This window comes from Sporosarcina sp. P7 (genome assembly GCF_002743425.1).
Classification (GTDB): domain Bacteria; phylum Bacillota; class Bacilli; order Bacillales_A; family Planococcaceae; genus Sporosarcina.
Genome location: NZ_PDZF01000019.1, coordinates 1 through 21,312 on the forward strand (window position 1 = coordinate 1; position 21,312 = coordinate 21,312).

At 39.2% G+C, this 21,312-nt stretch carries 20 protein-coding genes, 1 pseudogene and 1 other annotated feature; of the genes and pseudogenes, 3 read left to right on the top strand and 18 right to left on the bottom strand.

Translation table 11 applies throughout. The features are described 5' to 3' along the window. From CSV60_RS14275 to CSV60_RS14305, 7 genes and pseudogenes are all read right to left on the bottom strand, one after another. Positions 1-413: pseudogene (locus CSV60_RS14275) on the bottom strand (DnaD domain protein); the annotation flags it as partial. A gap of 165 nt (positions 414-578) precedes the next feature. Next, a complete protein-coding gene (locus tag CSV60_RS14280) occupies positions 579-932 on the bottom strand; it encodes a hypothetical protein (protein WP_099637447.1) in 354 nt (117 codons plus the stop codon). Positions 933-1,129: 197 nt separating this feature from the next. After that, a complete protein-coding gene (locus CSV60_RS14285) occupies positions 1,130-1,654 on the bottom strand; it encodes a YceI family protein (RefSeq protein WP_099637448.1) in 525 nt (174 codons plus the stop codon). A gap of 150 nt (positions 1,655-1,804) precedes the next feature. Beyond that, positions 1,805-2,401: an NADPH-dependent FMN reductase gene (locus CSV60_RS14290; RefSeq protein WP_199173112.1), complete on the bottom strand. Its 597-nt coding sequence runs from the start codon at positions 2,399-2,401 to the stop codon at positions 1,805-1,807. Between the two features lie 371 nt (positions 2,402-2,772). After that, positions 2,773-3,510 carry a pirin family protein gene (locus CSV60_RS14295; protein ID WP_158233188.1) on the bottom strand — a complete coding sequence of 246 codons (738 nt, stop codon included), beginning with the start codon at positions 3,508-3,510 and terminating at the stop codon, positions 2,773-2,775. A gap of 36 nt (positions 3,511-3,546) precedes the next feature. Further along, entirely contained in the window at positions 3,547-3,852 is a 306-nt protein-coding gene (locus CSV60_RS14300) for a monooxygenase (RefSeq protein ID WP_099630028.1), read from the bottom strand. A gap of 2 nt (positions 3,853-3,854) precedes the next feature. After that, the gene (locus CSV60_RS14305) at positions 3,855-4,796 is read right to left on the bottom strand and encodes a DsbA family protein (protein WP_099637450.1); all 942 of its coding nucleotides are present in this window, start codon (positions 4,794-4,796) and stop codon (positions 3,855-3,857) included. Between the two features lie 227 nt (positions 4,797-5,023). Here CSV60_RS14305 and CSV60_RS14310 point away from each other — a divergent pair, with 227 nt between their 5' ends. Then, positions 5,024-5,596, top strand: coding sequence for a TetR/AcrR family transcriptional regulator (locus CSV60_RS14310; protein ID WP_099630030.1), 573 nt, complete (start codon positions 5,024-5,026; stop codon positions 5,594-5,596). A 232-nt stretch (positions 5,597-5,828) separates the two neighbouring features. Further along, positions 5,829-6,080, top strand: a binding site (T-box leader). Positions 6,081-6,318: 238 nt separating this feature from the next. Then, positions 6,319-7,620 (top strand): branched-chain amino acid transport system II carrier protein, encoded by a 1,302-nt coding sequence (gene brnQ, locus CSV60_RS14315; RefSeq protein ID WP_099637451.1) that lies wholly within the window; start codon positions 6,319-6,321, stop codon positions 7,618-7,620. Positions 7,621-7,677: 57 nt separating this feature from the next. Here the strand turns inward: brnQ and CSV60_RS14320 are convergent, their stop codons facing one another. The 8 genes from CSV60_RS14320 to CSV60_RS14355 form a co-directional block, all read right to left on the bottom strand. Then, complete coding sequence (locus CSV60_RS14320) at positions 7,678-9,486, bottom strand: M3 family oligoendopeptidase (RefSeq protein WP_099637452.1); 1,809 nt, start codon at positions 9,484-9,486, stop codon at positions 7,678-7,680. Between the two features lie 133 nt (positions 9,487-9,619). Continuing rightward, positions 9,620-10,093, bottom strand: a complete 474-nt coding sequence (locus CSV60_RS14325) for a peptide-methionine (S)-S-oxide reductase (protein WP_099630033.1) — start codon at positions 10,091-10,093, stop codon at positions 9,620-9,622. A gap of 33 nt (positions 10,094-10,126) precedes the next feature. Then, complete coding sequence (locus CSV60_RS14330) at positions 10,127-11,551, bottom strand: M28 family peptidase (protein ID WP_099637453.1); 1,425 nt, start codon at positions 11,549-11,551, stop codon at positions 10,127-10,129. A gap of 60 nt (positions 11,552-11,611) precedes the next feature. Beyond that, the gene (locus CSV60_RS14335) at positions 11,612-12,664 is read right to left on the bottom strand and encodes a tetratricopeptide repeat protein (RefSeq protein ID WP_099637454.1); all 1,053 of its coding nucleotides are present in this window, start codon (positions 12,662-12,664) and stop codon (positions 11,612-11,614) included. 144 nt (positions 12,665-12,808) lie between these two features. Then, entirely contained in the window at positions 12,809-13,009 is a 201-nt protein-coding gene (locus CSV60_RS14340) for a cold-shock protein (RefSeq protein WP_085130578.1), read from the bottom strand. 733 nt (positions 13,010-13,742) lie between these two features. Beyond that, positions 13,743-14,441: a DUF7003 family protein gene (locus tag CSV60_RS16080; RefSeq protein WP_233189642.1), complete on the bottom strand. Its 699-nt coding sequence runs from the start codon at positions 14,439-14,441 to the stop codon at positions 13,743-13,745. Positions 14,442-14,681: 240 nt separating this feature from the next. After that, the gene (locus tag CSV60_RS14350) at positions 14,682-15,143 is read right to left on the bottom strand and encodes a hypothetical protein (RefSeq protein ID WP_099637455.1); all 462 of its coding nucleotides are present in this window, start codon (positions 15,141-15,143) and stop codon (positions 14,682-14,684) included. 132 nt (positions 15,144-15,275) lie between these two features. Then, positions 15,276-15,797, bottom strand: a complete 522-nt coding sequence (locus tag CSV60_RS14355) for a GNAT family N-acetyltransferase (RefSeq protein ID WP_099637456.1) — start codon at positions 15,795-15,797, stop codon at positions 15,276-15,278. A 181-nt stretch (positions 15,798-15,978) separates the two neighbouring features. Here CSV60_RS14355 and CSV60_RS14360 point away from each other — a divergent pair, with 181 nt between their 5' ends. Continuing rightward, positions 15,979-16,677, top strand: coding sequence for a pseudouridine synthase (locus CSV60_RS14360; protein WP_099637457.1), 699 nt, complete (start codon positions 15,979-15,981; stop codon positions 16,675-16,677). 147 nt (positions 16,678-16,824) lie between these two features. On the opposite strand, the gene CSV60_RS14365 is transcribed toward CSV60_RS14360, so the two are convergent. The 3 genes from CSV60_RS14365 to CSV60_RS14375 all read right to left on the bottom strand — a co-directional run bounded on the left by CSV60_RS14365 (position 16,825) and on the right by CSV60_RS14375 (position 21,048). Continuing rightward, a complete protein-coding gene (locus tag CSV60_RS14365) occupies positions 16,825-18,504 on the bottom strand; it encodes a hypothetical protein (RefSeq protein ID WP_099637458.1) in 1,680 nt (559 codons plus the stop codon). 274 nt (positions 18,505-18,778) lie between these two features. Then, positions 18,779-19,507 carry a Fic family protein gene (locus CSV60_RS14370; RefSeq protein WP_099637459.1) on the bottom strand — a complete coding sequence of 243 codons (729 nt, stop codon included), beginning with the start codon at positions 19,505-19,507 and terminating at the stop codon, positions 18,779-18,781. Positions 19,508-19,782: 275 nt separating this feature from the next. Further along, positions 19,783-21,048 (bottom strand): YbfB/YjiJ family MFS transporter, encoded by a 1,266-nt coding sequence (locus CSV60_RS14375; RefSeq protein WP_158233189.1) that lies wholly within the window; start codon positions 21,046-21,048, stop codon positions 19,783-19,785. Positions 21,049-21,312: the final 264 nt, after the last annotated feature.

Consider the following 21,312-nt stretch of genomic DNA (forward strand, 5'->3'; position numbering starts at 1 on the left):
ATTGGCTTGCCCAATTCCGCCACGTGGACTTGCTCAACTTCGACAGGTGCACGTGGCGGTTCTGAGCAAGTGACTTGCTCATGTACGAACGCACTTGCAGGCAATCGAGTATAGTCGATTCGGTACCATTTCGTATTGTCGATTTTCATCTTGTTGTATTCAGAGATCGAAATGAGGTATCCTTGTTTCTCCAAATTATAAATCGTGCGTTTAATCGTCATTCGTGACAAGAAAGAAAATTCTTCCAACCATTTATCATACGTTTTACATACCCATAAATGGCCATCATGCATATCTTTTGAATTGAGTGAACGGAAATGCAATTGCTGCAGAAATAACGCCTCGTTTAACCCGACTAGATGCACAAGAGACGGTAGTAATTGTAATGGCTGTTCATTGATTAATAACTTCATACGGAATTCCTCCTCTATTGCGTGTAAGTGATAGCAATACACCACTTCACTTACTATATAGAGGGCTTTTTGGATAAGGATACTCATTTTGGAATTAATTTCAGGCTACAAAATCGCACGAAAAAAGAGCGGAAGCATAGAGCCTCCACTCACCTGTAATAGACATTAGTTCACGTTCAAAAGTTCTTCTCTCGCTGGTTGTAGCAGAAATATCGCATTTGACTCACAGATTTCGTAATCCACGAGATACATCTTTTCTCCGAAGTTCTGTCGCATAGAACGAATATAACCGGACTTCTCCAACTTTCGAATTGCTCGAATAATCGTAGCCATTGACCAGAAACTCATCACGTCATGCCACTCTTTATACGATCTCCTCACCCACTGCGTTCCTTCTACCGTATCATAAGGACCGAAAGACAACTCATGGATTTGTTGCAGGAACATCGATTCATTAAGTCCGATCTGTGCCGCCGTGTGTGGATGAAATTGCAGAAATGGTTCATGGATCATTTGCATGATGGTATCCCCTTACTAACTAGTTGTAAGCGGCAGCTATTTGCCTCTTCACTAGCTATATAGAGATCTTTTTGAATAAGGATACGCCTTTTTAAAAATAATTTACTTGATGAGACGACTGAAGCTCATTATCGTGAGAAATGTCGGTCATTTCCAAGGTGCCGATCTTCGCCTATGCGATAGGAAATCGCTATTCGTTATTCAGGGTTCACTTGAAGCTCTACTGTGATTTTAATATCATCGCCTACTAATACGCCACCTGTTTCTAGTGCTTGGTTCCAAGTTAAACCATATTCTTTTCTAGAAATTTTTATCCCCGCCTCAAAACCGACTACATCTACACCCCATGGGTTTTTTCCAGCACCTGTACGCGTCACGTTAAACGTAGTGTTCTTCGAAATATCTTTCACTTTCAGATCCCCTGTTACATCATATTCATCTTCACCTGTTTTCACAATTTCAGTTGAATTAAATGTGATATGTGGATATTGTTCTACATCAAAAAAGTCAGCTGAACGAAGGTGATTGTCACGATCTTCATTATGAGTATTGATCGTGTTCACATCAATCTCAAAGTGGATTTTCGCATCGGTTAAATTGTCAAGATCCCCGGTAACTGAACCTTCAATCCCAGTAAAACTACCTCTCACATTGGATACCATCATATGTCGAACTGAAAAACCTACGTTTGAGTGCGCTGCATCTACATTCCATTTTGTCATGTTAAAACTCTCCTTTTTATGTGTTCAGGCCACCGTATAGTGCATTTATCTCGAATTACATACATTCAATTGGATGGCATCCGAAATTTTTACCATTTTGGCCATACGTTTTATTAATATGGTCATTACAAAGATCTATATACCCGTACATTATTTGCGTATGGTATGTAACGCAGTGGTCCAAGGGATGACTTGGTCTAACATTTGCTCTACTGAAGCGGCTTGCACTGCCGCTGGTTTGAAATCCGTGCCATTTTCGAAATCTGTAAATAAGGATAATGCAGGATGAACACGAACGTGCGCTATGGATAATTCACTTAAAATTCCACGCAAATGTTCTGCTGCACGTGCTCCGCCAACTGAACCATATGAAACGATACCTGCTGCTTTGTCGTTCCACTCTACACGAAGGTAGTCTAATGCATTTTTAAGTGCAGCGGAAATGGAATGATTGTATTCTGAAACGATGAATACAAATCCATCCTGTTTCGCGATAATTTCTGACCAAGCTGCTGCGCCTGATGCATCTCTACCTGATTCACCTAAAAGCGGTAATGCATAATCTGCGATATCGATAACTGTGTAATTCGCATCCCCGCGTTGATCTGCTAATTCTTTGACCCATGCTCCGACTTGTGGACTTACGCGTCCCTCGCGTGTTGACCCTAAAATAATCCCTATGTTTAATTTTGTCATAGTTATTTCCTCCTCTTGTTTTTTTCCAAAAAAAGTACCGAAAAAACCCATTTCACTTCCGACTCCTCACAAATATTCTTTATTGATTGTAGGTACTCTTCCTACTGTATCGAATGGTTTCACTGATGATTTCATTTTTGACGGATGTAATTCAAGAGAGATTATAACCGAAAATCTCTGTTTTTCCGCATGTTTTGTTACAGCCGTAACATGACCATGTATGATAAGGTTCGAAATACCTCCATTTATTAGACTGAATTAATTTAATACCAATTCGAGATATTGTCGTAAAAAAATGTCGTTGTATGAATCTAAACTTCAATCAAAGTTATAACCATTTAACTTATCTCGAATTCGTAGTAAATATATCACGAGTTTATTTCAGTTGTCAACACTTTAATTTTTTTACTGTACGACGGCCGTTAGCTCTTTACTCCACTAATTGTTCCGTCCATAGACATCGGTGCATTCATCTCAACAAAAAACAACACCAAGGTCGAGTCTAAATTCGCGGTGATAGCTGGAAGATCATGGACCAAATTCGTTACGGCTTCTGTTTTGCCTATCGTAAGGTGCTGCATCGTAATCTCTCCATTCATTACATATAGAAAAGGCTTTAGCCCGGTATATGTTGGAACGTCTAGCACATCACCCGCTTTCGGACGCGCGTCTAGTATATAGACTTGTTGCCTGACGTAAAGTGGCGCTTTGCTTCCTTCAGGTCCGACTAAGACATACCAATCTTTTTGATCTATCGGTTTTTCATGAAATTGAATGACCGGTGAAAGGTCCGTTTCATTCGGTCGAACGAAGATTTGAAGCATTTCTACTTCATCTTCTTTCACTTTTTCTTCATGCCAAAAGCCTGCTCCTGCATTCATCATCATGAGTGTCCCCCGTGCAATAGCTGCTTCAAAACCCGCAGAACCTTTGTGATGCATGACGCCTGAGCTAATGTAACTTAAAATTTCATCATTTACGTGTTGATGCATTCTAATCGTAAGACCTTTTTTCATGACGGCATGATCAATAATAGCTAATGGTCCAAACGCCGTGTCCTGCTTTTCATCCTGAAGAATGTTGCCTGGTTGAACCCGTGTGATGGTAAATGGTCCAGTAAACGGCTTTGAATGACTACTTGCTGCAAGTTTTTGTAACAAAAAACGCCTCCTTTCTATACCCATACTTCCAGTGATTTATTTTACGGGACCTTTGTTAATCGCGGTGAGTGTAGAATTGACTGCAAATATTTTGGCGTTAACGTCTGTAATTCCAAAGCTAGCCAATCTTTTCGTGTGCATCTCCACATACTTTTCAGCAGATTCCTTTGTTTCGAAATTGTAAATTCCACCCGCTTCATTCGTTTCAGGATTTTCGGTCCAAATTTTCCAAATGAATCCTTCTTCCTCATTAATACTCGTTGCTAAATCGGCAAATGCTTCCGCCATGTCATCCCCGAATGGTCCATTCATTGTAAAATCAACTTGTACTACGTATGTCATGTTCATTCTCCTTTTGATTCAGTAGTTGTAAAATAGATTTCTCCTAGAATTTCTTTTGCTTGATAACGTTTTGATGAAAGTTCTTTTTCTACAAATGAGGCAATATCTGATTGCTCAACATCATACATGACTTCAATTTCTTTTGAAAAAAGCAGTCTTTCTTTTTCAAGTACGCTAGAAAGTGCTGGTTGTTGCTTTGGTTGTAATCCTTCCGCATCTAACACTTTTTTTAATCCGTCAACGTACGTTTCAAGTGGACGTCCGCCTACAATTTTCACGCCTTTATTGTCCGCATTGATCATAATGATGCTTGGGAAACCAGTAGCGCCTAAACTTCTGGCCAGCGCAAAATCTTCATGTAATAGTTGTTGTCCGATTGGTTGTTCGGCTTCATCGACGATCGCTTCTCCCTCCAGGCCAAGTGTATGGACGATTTCAATCATTACAGAACGTTCCGAAATATTTTGATTGAATACAAAAAGTTCTTCTCTTGTACGTCGTAAATAATCTGATGCTATAGCGTCACCATGATTTTTTTGAACGATTTTAAATACTCGGGAGGGTGGATAAGAAGATTGAACTGGATGATCAATCATGACACTGCCATCAATCGGCATTCTTGCATGTTCTCCAACTTCTCTCCAGTGACCCGCCACGTCAGCCGGCTTATAAATTCCATTTGCGGGATCGATTGGTCCATCATGCCATTTTTCCAATAAACCGCCCATGACGGTATGCATGTTGAAGTAACTACCATACTGCTCTACAAAACGTCTTAGAACAGGTTCAATCGCCCAACAATGAGAACATATAGGATCCGTCACATAGTACAGATTAATCTCTTTTGCTGGCTGGTTAAAGTCGATGATCTCCATTTCTTCATTTCCAGCCTCTCCACATACACCTGTTTCCATATCACATATCATATTATTCTTGTTTTTCAATGTCTGATTCCCCTTTTCAAACGTCTCGGCCACTTGATACTTGCGATTCATTTTCACTATTACAGAGCATTCACGTTACAGTAAGTTCCTGTTGCTTCACGTGTTAATCATTTGCTTACCACTAAATTCTATACCATAATGAAATGAATCAACACCAATAGAACCTTGAATATGTCGCTTATACAACACATCGAAGATATTGTATAAAAAGTAGGAGGGAAATCTATATGAATCAGCCAAAGACAGATCCACGAATTCAACGCACTCGTAAATTAATTATGGATTCTTTTATGGAACTGTCGAATATAAAAGAGTTTAAAGAGATTACCATTACAGATATTGCGGCTGAAGCGATGATTAATCGGGCCACGTTTTATTATCACTTCGAAGATATCTATGATTTATTAGAAAAAGTATTATCTGAAGTATTGCTAGTAAATCTGAATTGTAGTAATTATCCACATAATGAATTAACTGAAGAAGCAATAACTAGTATTTTTGTAGCCATCACGAACTTCCAAAAATCCTTATCGAATCGATGTCATAGAGGATATGAAGATACCATTGCCCGGATTATTAGAGAACAGCTTGAAATCATTTTTTATCAATTACTTTCACCACAACAGCATTCCGAAAAAGATGAAGGGTTGAGAATTATGGCTATCATATTGAGCTCTGGCATGTACGGAGCTTCTGTAGACTGGATGAGAAATAGTCACAAGATCACGCCAGAAGAATTTATTGAATTAGCTATACCTCATTTACTCCCTGCTCATCATATTGGGTCTCCTGACAACTAAATATACCTGTCGATGGTCTGAATAGGTATAAATAATAGGTTGTACACCTACATTCGATAGATGCTCCAGAACGAAAGACACTCACTAGGCCACATACCAATAAAATACTGCCTTTCCTCTTCTTGGATCAAGGAATTCTCTTTTAAAAAATAACGTGCTATGGTAATATTCGGAATATAGTAAAAGGTATTGACCTTTCTAATAGTTGTCTGTTAAATTATATTGTAGTATATAATATTCAGTGACGAGAAAGAGTACGGTATGAAGTTCGTTCCCCAGAGAGTCGACATGTGGTGAGAGTCGATGAACAGAGCATATCCGAAAATCATCTCTAAGATGCAAAGTTGAAAATAGTAAATTTTGCCGGATTTCCAACGTTACATGGAAAACATATAATCGTAAGATGAATTAGAATGAAACGTTTTTATCGTTTACGAAGCTTTTGGAACATGGGTGGTACCGCGAGTAAAAACTCGTCCCTATTTAGGGGCGAGTTTTTTCTGCGCAAAAATAAAGGAGAGATAATGGTATATGAACAGAGCACCGGATTGATCAAAACTATCGTATGCAATGAAAAGTGTTAGATGAATTCAACCGCGTTGGGTACATAATCGACACAATTCACATTATATTTTGCGAAGTCTTACTATTCTAAATGCAATTACACATATATTATGTACTTTCATTTTACTCTACACACAAAATCATCAGGAGGTATTATAGTGAGTAAAAAAAACATACTATTCACGGGATTCATGCTCTTCTCTTTATTCTTTGGAGCTGGAAATCTGATTTTCCCACCATTTCTAGGCTTAGAATCAGGGACTAATTTTGCACCCGCCATTGTAGGCTTCCTAATCACAGGCGTTCTACTACCGTTCATGGCTATTCTTGCGATCGCCTTGTCTGATAACGGGCTATTGTCTATGGGTAGCCGCGTACATAAAGTGTTCGGAATGATTTTTGCGATCATCATCTATATGTCGATTGGAGCATTTTATGGTATTCCAAGAGCATCCAATGTTGCGTATGAGTTAGGATTTAAACAGATAGTGGAAGCGAACGGCAACTTACCGTTGCTTATATTCTCTCTAGTATTTTTCGGTATAACCTACTACATTAGCTTAAATCCTAAAAAAATCGTCGATCGCATCGGCCAGTTTTTAACACCTATTCTACTGTTGGTTTTAGGCGTGCTCGTTGTCCAAGCGTTTATCAAATTTGATAACATATCTTCAGCTCCAGCAGAAGATTATGCATCAACTCCATTTGTAAATGGATTTTTAGAAGGCTACTTCACGATGGATGCCGTCGCAGCGCTAGCGTTTGGGATTGTCGTAATCAATGCGCTCAAAGATAAAGGTTCAAGGTCGAAGTCAGAACTGGTTAAAGGAACGTTGGGTGCTGGCTTCATCGCTAGTATCGGATTGGCCGTCGTATATTTCTCACTCGGATGGATTGGTAAAGTCATTCCAAAAGAACAAACATTTGGAAACGGCGCGGAAGTATTAACTGCAGCCGCAAGCATGTTATTCCCAAGTGGCGGAGGACTCCTTTTTGGTATCATCGTCATACTAGCCTGTTTAACGACATGTGTCGGTCTAATTAATGCTTGTTCAAGGTTCTTCAATGAAATATATCCGAAGTTCAGTTACCAAGCCTATGTCGCGATTTTTGTATTATTCGCCTTGGTAGTATCTAATTTAGGATTGAATGCTATATTAGCTTTGGCCATACCTTTATTAGTATTTATTTATCCGATCTCGATTGTACTAGTCATTCTTTCCTTATCCCAACATGTTGTGGGTGGCGGCAAGATGATGTATCGGCTATCTATATTTATCACATTCGTTTTTGCGTTATACGAAGTATTCGCTAGCACGGGGTACAGTTCTGATCGCGTTACCGAGTGGCTAAACGTTATTCCGTTTTTCGAACATGGACTCGGCTGGGCTGTACCAGCGTTCGTCGCAGCAGTGGCTGGTTATATACTAGATAAGTTCGACAAACAAGGAAATAAGTAAAACAACTAGAAAATCCCGCTTCTTTTTTAAAAGGAGCGGGATTTTTTGTCTTCAGGATTACTTCCGTAATGAATTCGTCAGTTCTACAAACTCTTCCACGTCTTTTGCTACTAGCTTAATGCCAGCTGCCCAGAAATCTTCTTTCGTCACATCTACATCCAGGTGTTTTTTCGCGAGGTCTTCTACTGTCATAGATCCAGTATCACGTAATAAGGCAATATACTTTTCTTCAAACCCTTCAGGTTTTTTCAAGTATTCTGCGTAGATCCCTAAGCTGAACAAGTAGCCAAATGTGTACGGGAAATTATAAAACGGCACGCTATCGATAAAGAAGTGCAATTTAGCTGCCCAGAAATGCGGATGATAAGAAGATAAACTAGCACCAAAAGCTTCTTTTTGTGCGTCTACCATCAATTCATTCAAGCGATTTTCTGACACTATGCCTTTCGAGCGTTCCGTGTAAAACTGATCTTCAAAAAGGAAGCGAGCACGAATATTTAAAAACATTGCGGTGGCACCTTCTAATTTATTCGCTAACAGAGAGATTTTCTCTTCATCGGATACAGCATTTTTCACGGTAGCATCGGCAATAATCGTTTCCGCGAACGTACTCGCTGTTTCTGCGACATTCATCGCATAATTACGGTTCAATGTCGGTAAATCTTTCAAAACATGACTATGAAAAGCATGCCCTAATTCATGTGCCAATGTGCTCGTGTCATTTGGAGAACCCGTGAATGTCATGAAAATACGTGACTCTTCAAATTCAGGCAAGCTTGTGCAATAACCACCTGGTCGTTTGTTTGGGCGATCTTCCGCTTCCACCCAACGGTTTTCCAATGCATGTTTCGTAAAGTCGGTCAATTTCGGTCCAAATGAAGCGAAATGTTCCATAATGAAATCACAGGCGTCATCATATGTGAAGCGTGTCGGCTTTGTTTCACCTACCGCAACTGGAGCCGCCACATCTTGCCAACCAAGCTGATCCATGCCCATTAAATCCGCTTTTTGTCCTAAATAATCAATGAATGTTTGTTTCTGCGCATCCACTGCTGACCACATCGCAGTAAGCGTAGCTTCAGACATCCGGTTATATTCAAGCGGCTCTTCTAAATGGCCTTCTCTCCCGTGAGCATCTTGTAACGTTAAGCGATAGCCTGCTAAATGATTCAAGATGTCCGCAAAGATCGGTCCATTCGCAGACCAAGTCTTTTCCCAATTCTCAAAAAGCGCTGCACGCACTTCTGCATCAGGATCGGCGTACATTTTATTCATAGCTTGCCCGATAGATAAGTCTATGGTTTTCCCGTCTTTATCCGTAAACGGAACGGTCATAGTGGAGCCCACTGTATTGTATAGATCACTCCACGCGGAAAGACCATCTTTATTTAATTTCGCAATCAGTTTTTCTTCCGCTTCAGATAATAAACGTTTACCTTCTTCACGTATTTCATTTAATGAGAAACGGATGGCGTGTAAAGCATCGTCTTCAAGAAGTTGATTCCAGCTTTCATCCGAAATGGCTACCAATTTTTTCATGAAGATTGTGGAGAGTTGCTGAATTTCACTGCTTAGTTCCATCACTTGGCCTATGACAACGCTTGCATATGGATCATCCATGAAGGCGTCACGCCACATATTAATAAACGTACCCACTTGGCCTAAGCCTTTACCAATGACTTCTTGCTTGTTTAATAATTCTTGCAAAGTAGAGGCATCATTAGCCGGATCACTGTTCCATGCATGTAACTGATCTGCATAAAGAGCAATATCTTCTTTGACAGCCGAAAGTTTCGTTTGTACTTCTTCAGAATGCGTTCCACCTGCAAAAATACTCTCTAGATCCCACGTGTTTTGATATTTCAATGTATCCCACTCCCCTTATCTGTCGCTACTGTAAACTTAGTTACTGAAATAAGAAAGTTTTATTTACTAAGTCCATTATATACCAGTTTATCATAGAGTGTTGTCATTTTTCTCGATTCCAAAAACGTATTCTTCAGGAACCATATTTAGTTAATAACCCCACTGGTATATGACAATAATCTGTTGGGTATTTGGCTAATCTGTCTTGATGTTCATCTGCACTTTTCACATAGTTTGTAAGAGGTACTACTTCCACAACTATACGGTCCACATCACTTCTCTTCGTAATAAACGCTTTCGCTTCTTTCAAGTGTTCAAGGTTTTCACTGTAGACGCCCGTTCTGTATTTCTCGCCAACGTCTGCACCTTGTTGATTCACACTATACGGATCTATGATTTCAAATAAATAGTCCATTAATTCCGAAATAGTTACGACGGCAGGATCAAATCCTGTTTTTACACATTCAGCGTACCCATCATACTCACATTCGAGTGAATGAAGTATTCCATTCGCCCTCCCTGCTTCCGTAAATATCACGCCAGGTAAGGTTTTTATAAAAGCCTGTACTCCCCATAAACAGCCACCGGCAATGTATACTACTTCCATTTGGACACTCCTTTCATATGAAAATTGTGATAATTATACTAGTGTTTTTGTGGTCCTCTCACGCTTCGCTTGAGATCTATTCCATTCCCTGATACTCGGCATCAACATACGCGTGTTCAAAAACAAGCTTTTCAGTAGACTAACCGTTTGATAACAATCGCCTACGTGAAGCGATTCCGAATTCGTATGTTCATTCCGATATCCTACAGATAAATTGACACTCTGTATACCCGCTGCAGCCCAGACCCGTGTATCGCTACTGCCGCCTGGCGTGCATTTCCATTCCCCAGCTCCACTGATTTCTGCAATTTCTTCAATAGCATCTCCGAAAGAATCTGTACAAAAATATTCTATTCCTGCGCATGATGTTACGATATCCCCATTGCCTCTTCGATCCAACACCAAAGCTGCATCGACATTTTCAAGAAATGCGAGATCGACTTTCTGTGCTCCAATAAGTCCAATCTCCTCTTCTACAGTCAAGACATATTTTACCGTACCTGTAAAGCGACTCGTTTGAAGATATTTGGAAATTTGAAGCAATATCGCAATTCCGGCACGATCATCTGCCCCTAAAATTCCTTCACTGCTACTCCATACCCCATCCGTTTTAACGATTTGACGTTCTGGAATGAGTTCACGAACAATATCCAGATGTGCATTTACTAGTATAACTCGACCTTTTCCTGATCCATACGTCTTTTCCGCAAGCAGATTTCCATATGAATCCGTACGCATCGTATCTACGAATGGTCTAAGTTTCGTTGCGACATGTTGCCGAATCTCTCCTTCATTCCCACTCACACCCGGCACATTCAGCAATTGCTCTAGCTCCATTTGAAATACGCGTTCTTCGATTGAATCACCGCTTGTGAGCCACGCTTCGTCGATCGTAGACAGTTGCTCCGCTAGATCTAACAGATTTTCTTTAGAGGTGACTATCTGTAACGTATCACGCTGAGTATTCTTACGATTCATTCTACACGGAATTCCTAATGCCTGTAGTAACTCCATGAGTTGTGTTGCACCTACGCCTTTTCGTATGTCTAACGACGGGTTTCGTTTACTATGACCATCACATGAGTATTCTGTTTGAATGCCCAATCGATTGACTTGGCGAACGAATCCGCTCATAAACGTATCCAACTGGTATATATTCAGTTGACGATCTTCGGTATACATTCCACACATTTCTGTCCTGCCTCTATACTTCGCATTTACTACGGGCAACCATTGCTCTTCCTCAAGCGGCGCACTTTCTATCGTCAAGAGTCTAAGTTCATCATAGTCGAATAACACATTCGCTTTAGTCAGACAGGAAGTTAAAAACTTCATATTCTCATCTGTTTCTTCGTGCGCATAAAAATGTTGATCTTCATTCCATTTTTCACCTACTAAAGGCTCCAAGTGCCAACCATGACGTACCAACAAACGATTCCAAGTCATTTCCATTTTCATATACAACAGCTCCTCTTTTTGTGATAACCACAGTATACGAAATACTTGGTGACAGACCTGTCATTGACCGCCTTCTGCATGTTCTATTAGCACGAAATGGATTTCCTTAGATCGATAGTAGTAGGAGGTATCTTGTCCATTCAATGGTTTGGCAACCATCCCTATGACGTCTAGCGGAAGGTTTAGTTTAAGTAGTTTCTCACGAAGTCTGGAAATGTTTTTCACATATCTTTCAATCTTGATATCGCCTGAGCGCACACTGAATATATCTGAGAGATCCGTTTTGGCTAAAGGCTTAGTTTCACTTGAATTCAGCATGAGTGTACGAAGCAGTTCTGCATTCAAGATGGTTAGTTTAACTGCTGATCCGCCATATCGGGCCCAAATCTCTCTACCTGTCATATCGAGAACGAGCTCATCCTTAGCTGCCCCATCCGTCAGTTGCTCGTACTCTTCCCACGACACACCACGCTGGCCCCCGCTATTCGTAATCTGAAATGCGTGTTGTGCCAGATATCTCGAATTCGCATCAATTAGCTCATATAAAGGAGAGAGTGTTAATTGATCGATTTTCGTCTGCTCTACATCATTATGTACTGAAATTTCTTGAATGTGTTGTTGTGCTTCGGCTGCAAGATACAACGCACTATTACTCAAATACAGCAGCGCATGATAACTTTGCTGATTGGATAAGCTCATTTTATGTTTAGGGTTCAACCGCTGAAGCTCCACTGCATGTTGAAAGTGGAAAAGTGCGTTTTTATACGTTTGCTGTTTATACGCTATAAATCCAAGACGATAATGGGCTAGCGGAATCGTTCGATCGTATCGAAGCGCTTTTTTCAGTGTACTCTCTGCTGCTACATCGTCTTTGCGATACTCCGTTTTCAAATACGTTCCATACTTCACAAGATGCTCAGTGAGATCGCTTTCAATTTTAAAGATACTCATTGCATAATCGCTCTCGGGATCGGATTTAATTACGCGAAGCAATGCAGTCTCAACTGAAATAATTGAATCCAGCAAAGAATCCTTCCCATCATCGCGCTGGTCTATAAGCAACTCCAAGTGATCGAGTAATTCTTCAACCGGTAACGATTCCAGTTTTTTCATATAAAAGTCCTCCTCAAAATGTATATCCATACTTTCGCATCCATATAGTGAGTATTTTTCCTACAAGCAGCTCTTTCATTTATTATAAATAAATTTTAGCAAATAAAAAAAGACCCTACAAGTAGGGTCTCTTCCAAGCTGTTATTAAGCTTTTTGAACGTTTGTAGCTTGTAGGCCACGTTGTCCTTGTTCGATTTCAAATGTTACACTTTGACCTTCGTCTAAAGATTTGAAACCGTCGCCTTGGATTGCTGAGAAGTGTACGAATACGTCTTCTCCTGCTTCGCGCTCGATGAAACCGAAACCTTTTTCTGCGTTAAACCATTTCACTGTACCTTGTTCCATAATTAATTGCCTCCTAGTGTGGATGTCCACACAATGATGTTACTATACTTGCTCAAAACTTTAGACGAAAAACAAAATATATTTCCATGAAATATATTCTCGATCTGAAAAAGAACAAAGATAATACTCTTTAAATATAACAGACATTAAATAAAAAAGCAACCCTAATGTTTCTTTCCTAAAATTAAGCTCTTGGTATTTCTTTGCGCGGTCTATAAACAGGCTTGTCTCCAGTCTTTTATACCCTGTTTTTAAAGCTCTTGTTATTTCTGTGGATCAAATGTTTTCAACCATTCATTTTTCTCGTGTGAATCATTTATGGTAATTATCACTTTCTAAATCCGTTTTTAGATCCTTCACATAGGCAGCTTTACACTTGCCAATCTCTTCCTCGTAGGTTTTGCCATTATGGGTTTCTGAACCAGGATGAAATGTAAAGCTTTGATGGATGCTAAAAAGCGACAATGGATAATACCAAGATATGAATACTATAACAAATACAATAAATACTCCTGAACCTATCCCCCAGACCTTCCTTTTACGTTTTATATTCTTATAAACCTCCTTTATCTACAGACTAATCCGCTTGTTTAATATAATAATTTGGCTCGATTGCGATATTAACGCAATCACTTATAAAGCAATCGCGCGCGTTTGCAGAAAGAAGTTTTAATTCATATCTCCTAAAGGGTAGTCGCTTTCCAACAACCGCCGCCGTTAGCATAACACTTCTTTATTCCATATCTTCTTCTTGGTTTTCAAAATCGCTCCATGTCCAATTAGACCAGTGAGTATTTGATTCACCCGATTTTATTAAATCCACATTATTCGATTCGATTGCTTGTGACAGACTTTGAAAAAACATACTTTCGCTTGGTTTTTGTCCATTACTAATATCAGGATGTTGCCATTCATTACTTTGATAAAATAATGGTAATTCAATACTTTCATCTATCTCGTTTAGTAGAAATTCGACCGTTAACCATAATTTTTCTTCGTATTGTGAATTTAGATAACGTAGAAGCTTAGTTAAATTAAATGCTTTCGTATTAATTCCTAACTTTATATATTCAGTCTTTTGAGGGTTTAATGTAACCCTTTCTCCCATTATAATAAGTTCTAAATGAAACGGATTTACAATAAACTTGCCTTCGTCATCATACCAGTTTTCTTTATTTTCTAAGGTTACCATGTCCTCTATACCTGTTAATAAACCTCCCTGTCTAGTGACATTGCTATAAATATATAAATCAGTAGTTATCTCCTGATTTATGTCTATTCCTACAACTTCAAATACAATTAACCATTGTTCTTTATCACTAAAAACAGTAATCCTACATTGTGCTAAGTCAACATTATAATTATCTAGTATAGGGAAATTATAATCCTCAGTGTATGCATCTAATTCTTGAAGAATTTCTTTTGCTTTCACACCGTCACTCCTTCCAAGATTCATTCAATATGATGGTCCTTTTGCGGTATATCCATTATTTCTTACTTCACTCAATGGTACAATATTGGAAACGCTGATGAAAAGCACCAGATACTTGAAGGACTCGTAATCGTGTGAATAACTAGTACCTTTTTTAAAATAGGTAATACGCTTGTAGCCCATCAAGGTTTATGAATTATTACATTAGAAGAAATACACTCTACATGGTATTTACAAACACTATCCCCAATTTTCTAATGTCCACTCTTGAGAAATTCTTTCAATAAGCAAAGTATCATTCCATGTACCCCACGGAGACAACATTTTTTGTCCTTCCGATAATTCATTAATTTTTTCTCTTTGCCACGTATCATAGTCCACGATATGCCAACCGATCAGATTTCCGTCCTTATCCATTATTTCAGTTCTGAATTTAGTAGGAACTTCTATTCCTTTAGGCAATTCAAAGTTTGAAACTAGTTCTACTATTTTTCGCTTTTTAGCCGCTTTAACTGGAAAATGTACAAAGTATTCCTCTTTCACATTAATTATATCAATCAGGTTTTCTGGTCTTTTATCATATACACCTGATAATACACGTACTAAATCTCCAATCACTTCATTATGTAAAACATATTGAATATACGCTTTACCACTCGTTGTATCGACTTCAAATACATCTCCAACCTTTAATCGCGCCATACTATTCACCTCTATTTATATCCAATAGATTTTAATAACTCATATTCGCTTTTTAAAACAATCAAAGTATTCTTATTGTAAGACATTGACAAGTGATGTGATTTTCATATAATCGTGTGCTTACTTATAAAATTACATACGCTTTTCCATACGAATATCAGCCCGCATTCCCCCATCATAATACGTAAAGTTTTCTATACGTCCTATTTCTTGATACCCTAACTTCTTATATAGTTTTAAAGCAGGTGTATTAAATTCAAATACGCCTAGCTCGATTCGTTGAAGATTATGCTTTCTAACTTGCTCTTCCAAGTATTCTAAAGCGATAAAACCTATTCCTTTCCCTCGACCTTCTGACTCACCAATCGAAATACTGATCCACGCTGTCCCTGTTTCTTTTCTAAGTAAATGCTCAGGATCCACTGTATAGCTCATTTCCCCGATCAGCTGATTTTCCAAATAGATCAGGAATGTATGCTGATATTCTAGCTTTTGAATGATGTCTTCTATAGTAAGAACATTTTTTTGCTCCAATGCTTCTTTACTTGGATTGGGTTGAGTCAAAGGTTTCAAATACATATCATTTCCCCAATGATTCAGAGTATTGACAAGCGCAGCAGTCGGTTCCGTCAATTTTATAAAGTCGATATTCATTAAAAATACCCCCTAGTTCTGTATTTTCTGTAGCCGGTGAATCATTGCACTCTTCCATTCATTATATCAAAATGTTCTCTAGTTATTTAATAGAGCATGAATAATCGAATGTAGCCATTAGTCAAAAGAGTAATCATGATATACTAAAAGAAACTTCGTAGAAAGACAAGGAGCGGAAATTTTGAGGTTGAATCAATATATTAGTTCTTCGGGATTCTGTTCCAGAAGACAAGCAGAGCGCTATATTACGGCTGAAAAAGTGCTAGTCAATGGTAAGATTGCATCGCATGTGTATTTTGTTGAAGATCATGATTATGTCGAAGTGGGCGGGCACCCCATCACGCAAACGGCACAAAACATATATATGATACTAAATAAACCAAGTGGGATTACTTGTACAGCTTCGCCTACTATTGCCGGTAATATTATCGACTTTATATCGTATCCTGAACGTATATTTCCTGTTGGACGTTTAGATAAAGAAACAGAAGGTCTGATTTTATTAACCAATGATGGAAGTATTGTAAATGAGCTAATGAAAGGGGAAAATCATCAGGAAAAAGAATATGTGGTGACAGTCGATAAAAAAATAACGAACACCTTTATAGAAGACTTATCAAATGGTGTAGATATTTACAATCCTAGAATGAAAAGCTATACGACAACTAACCCTTGTCCCGTAACTCCGCTCGACGACTTCACGTTTCGTATTACGTTAACTCAAGGATTGAATCGACAAATCCGCAGAATGTGCAGACGGTTTCAATATACCGTGACGCACTTGCAAAGGGTTCGAATCAAGCATATTGAGCTTGGATCATTGGAACGGGGTCAGTGGCGTTACTTGACTGAAGAAGAGATAGCAGGGTTGAAACGATGACTCTTATAGAGTGTTGAAATTCATCTGTTTCTTTAATGTGAAAGTTTATTATTTTTCAATGACTAACAATAATAAAAGCTTGAAATGGAACTCTTTATAAAAATAGCCTGACAACGCGAATGCGCTATCAGGCATTTTCACCATTATTTATTTCATACTGTTATTCACCAATTCCTTCACAGGTAAGAATAACTCACCCGTTTCCAAATACGTCACCGTTAACTGGTCGCCTTCTTCTACATAAATCGAAAGAGGTTCAACTTCCGATGAAACAAGGAAGTTTCGACCGTCTTTTGCGAGAATGGAAACGAGTGTAAAATCACCGACGCGTTCTTTAAACACGCGCATCGCTGTAATCGTTGCTTTCGCTTCTTCTGCATTGGAACTTCCATCTACTGTACTGCCGCCACGTTGAAGTGCCGATTTATACAATTTCAACGCTTCGTTTGGTGAATTCGCAAATACCGAGATTTCAGGATTCGCTGCGGAAACAATGAAGTAATTTTGCAGGAATCCATTTGAATCAAGTACCGGCGTCAACCAACTTGCTTCACCGTAGAAGTTATACAAGACAGGCATTTCGCCGTTCCATTTCTTTTCGATAAACTTCTTTTCAATGATCTGGAGCGCACCTTGTGAATCCATGTAGGACTCTTCCAAATCCCCCGTGTAATACGTCGCTTTCCCTGTTCGGCCATCTGTTAATGCATACCCTAGCATGGAATCTACGCCTTCTTTCGGACTGGTAAAATCCGTAAAATAATACATATGTCCATTCGCATCAAAGATCGGGCTCACATTGGCTTCTGTTCCTTCGTCTGAAGGAATTTTCACATCTTTTTTCCCGACTACTGAATTCCAAAAACCATGGATATACTTACCGAAATAACTATTTTGAAGACTTACCGCTTCAGGTGAAACAGCTCCATTAATAAATTCAGGAACGTCCTGTAACGCATATTTCTTCGTAGCGCCTGTTTCAGGATTCAACATGACAATTCCTTTGGCGTTAAATCCGTTACGTGCCGAAATGAATTCTCCATACGTGCGAATATAATGCGGCTTCCCTTCATCATCAATTTCTAATTGAACATCTCCGTAAAAGATTAAATCTGGCATTTCCATACGCATTTTACGATACACTTTTTTATGGAAGTACGAAGACGTCGTATACGCCATTTCCGTTTTAATGAATTTCGGATTATCTGATGAATCCGTTGCACTCATCGTGAAATAACCAGGAGTCGTTTTACCGTTGAACCATTTGAAAAAACCCGAAAACTCAACAGGCGCAATATAGACAAATTGGTCATTCACTTTTTGAATTTGTAAATGTCCCAGTTCATAATAGCTCGTATCCGGTACTTGACCAAATGCTTTTTTCATTTTATTACGCGCAAACTTTGGTGGTACACTAGCCGGCGTCTTCGTTTCATCAAACGCTGTAATTTCAACTTTCTGTGTCATCGCAACGGTCTCATACTTTTTATTTGCGTTGAAAAGAGGTGCACTTAACACATACACGCCAATGAGTAACGCTGCCAATGATACAACCATTTTTATTTTGCGCTCTATACCTTGCGAAACCACCGCTCCTAAAATAGCCACAACGAGTAACAATGCCCATAGCGATGACCAATTACGATCCAAATTTGTCACGTAATAAAATAGGAATACGCCAATCATACTAATGACTGTAAGTGTCCCGAAAGCGATCCACCGGTTAAACGATAACGGCTCATTTTTGTTATGTACAGAAAGAAACGGAACGATAATAGCACTCGCGACAACCCCTACAAGTAATGAAAATAGTACTAAACTCAACATAACCAACCCTCTTTTCCAGTTACAAAATTTTGTTTCATACTATGTATACGGATAAGTTAGGAAATCGTTTCATATTTCATTCAACTAAAGAACGGGAGATTTAATGTGTAATGATCAAAGGGCTTTTCCAAAAGAATTTTGCTTTACAGTCCCATAGGTTAATACAGAGTTAAAAAACAAAGTGTCCCCATTCTAAAAACATGAGAACTCTTTGTTGTTTAATTGCGTTTTTGTACCAGTGAAATGAACAAGATACTTCAAAATGAAGAGCTTATTAACTTATTGTACTTAGATATAAGTCGAGAGAGTCTTCTACTTCATGTTCTACTAATGCTATGAAATCGTTATAATCTTCCGTTGTATGCGCTTTGTCAAGTGCATCATAATATGCCAATCGATTTTCCACTTTAATAACGACTGGAGGGAATCCCTCTTTCATTAGTTCTAAATTAAGCAACAGTCTTGAGGTACGCCCATTTCCATCTATAAAGGGATGGATGCCCACAAAAATAGCATGCAACATAGCTCCACGCTCTACAGGATGAAGATCGACATCTTCGTTACGATACCAATTCATCATTTGATCCATTTTTTCTTGTATCAGATAATGTGCGGGTGGTCTGTGTGTAGCACCAGCAATAAAGGCTTGTTCTTGACGGTATACACCCGCATACTCATCATGTATTCCTTTCAGCACTAAACGATGTAGTTTTTTTATTTCCTCTTCTGAAAGTGTTTCTTTCATTTGAACAAATTCTTCGACATACGTAATAGCATCACGATGATTAACTACCTCTAAATGTTCCCTTAGTGTTTTTCCACCAATCGTAATCCCCTCAAGGACCACTTTCGTTTCGTTCATAGTTAATGTGTTTCCTTCAATGGCATTCGAATTATAGGTCCACTCTAGAAATAACTTTTCCCGTAAACTTTTCAAAGTATATTTAGGCAAGGGACGAGCAGCATCTAATTGTGACTTTTTTTCATTTACGACTTTAAACACATCAGTAACCTCCTACTTACACATATAGAGCATTTCTATTATTGTACTGTATATCGGAAAAATTCTACACTGAAATCAACCCTTCATAAAAAGTATGGTTAACTAAGACTATTTCAATATAAATAAAATTTTATTTTTCAAAAGGCGCTGACATTCCTTTACCGGAATGTCAGCGCCTTTATTTCTTCTAGTATACGTTTACCTATCACATATGCAGTAAGAAGCATATGGACAAAGTCTAATTTCAGTTGACCATACGGCAACTTCCACAAGACTCACAATTCCTCAGCAGAAGCCTCCTCCAGACATAGACTTTTTAAAACAGGCTTCGCTTCTAATGCCGTCACATCTACATCTACCGCATGCGCGTTCATTCGAATCGTCAGCAAGAACGCCAAAGCGAGTAGTACACTGCACATAATGAGTGCAAGCGGGATCTGCTGGAAGCGGTCGATGATCCAGCCACCGATGCCAGGTCCAAGCAACTGCCCTGCTGCGAAGAAGAACGTTACATAGCCTAGTGCAACAGGTGCATACGTCGGATGAACTTGTTCTGTAGATAATGCTTGGCAGAGCGACAGCATCCCGACAATCGTTGTACCCCAGAGGAATTGACTAACGACAAGCCCAATATACACTGGGAAAATAACCGGAATGATCAGTGAAACAGCACCAATCCCAAGTGTCGCAAGCAATGCAGATTTTCGTCCGATACGATCAGAAACTCCGCCCCATAAAGGTCCACTGAAAATCGACATAATTCCGCTGATTGCCATAATTTGTCCTGCCTGGAACTTCGTCAGTCCTACTTCGAGAATATAGCTAAATAAAAAGCTTTGCGGTACCAAATAGGCGAATCCAACGAGTCCATAGATGAATGCGACACGAAGTACGCGTTTATTGAAGTATACTTTCGTCCAAAATGAGCGTTTCTGCATTTCCTTAGGTAGTAACGGAATCGGTGGATCTCGCAAAATACTCATCGCGATGATGATAGATACGATCGACAGAGCACCGTAGACGAACCATAGGTAGCGCCAGCCCATATCGCCGAACCATGTAGTGAAGAACGGAATTAACGCGCTTGAAATCAGCGTTCCTAATCCCATGCCACCCACAAGAAAGCCAATAAGCATACCGCGCTTCCTCGGAAACCAGCCGACAAGTATCGTAATGAGCGGTGTATACGTAAAAGCGGTTCCAACTCCGAGCAATAACATGGCGAAAAGTGTCCATCCATAGCTAGCGACAAATGACAACATAAATAGTCCGAATGAAACGAGTCCCGTACCAAAAATCACAAGCTTTTTTGCCCCGTATTTAGTCACCAGCAATCCGACAAAGATCACCATCATTAAATAGCCAATCGATACCGTCGTTGCGAGCAGCCCCGCTTGTTTATAGGTCATTGCAAGGTTCTCTTTCATGAAAGGCATAATAATTCCATACGACATCCGTCCAAAGCCGAGAGAACTGACCGTAACGGCGACGCTTGCAAATGCGTATTTCCAAATGTTTTGATCGTGTTCTTTAGCCAACATACGAATCTCACCCTTTCCTCCATTCATATGAAATTCACTGTGAAAGAATTCACTCAGAATGGCGTCAGGGTGTCTACTCTTAGTAGTCTTGGCAACATGTCTGAGATATGTAATTTATGTCTAATATGTGAACTCTATCATGTACACTATAGCATTCATGATAGAATATTCCAACTTCTATATTTGAAATCTATTTCAGTTTACATAATAATGTTATTTTAAACCCGAGATGAAAAGGGAGCGGGACGGCACCGTTGATCGACG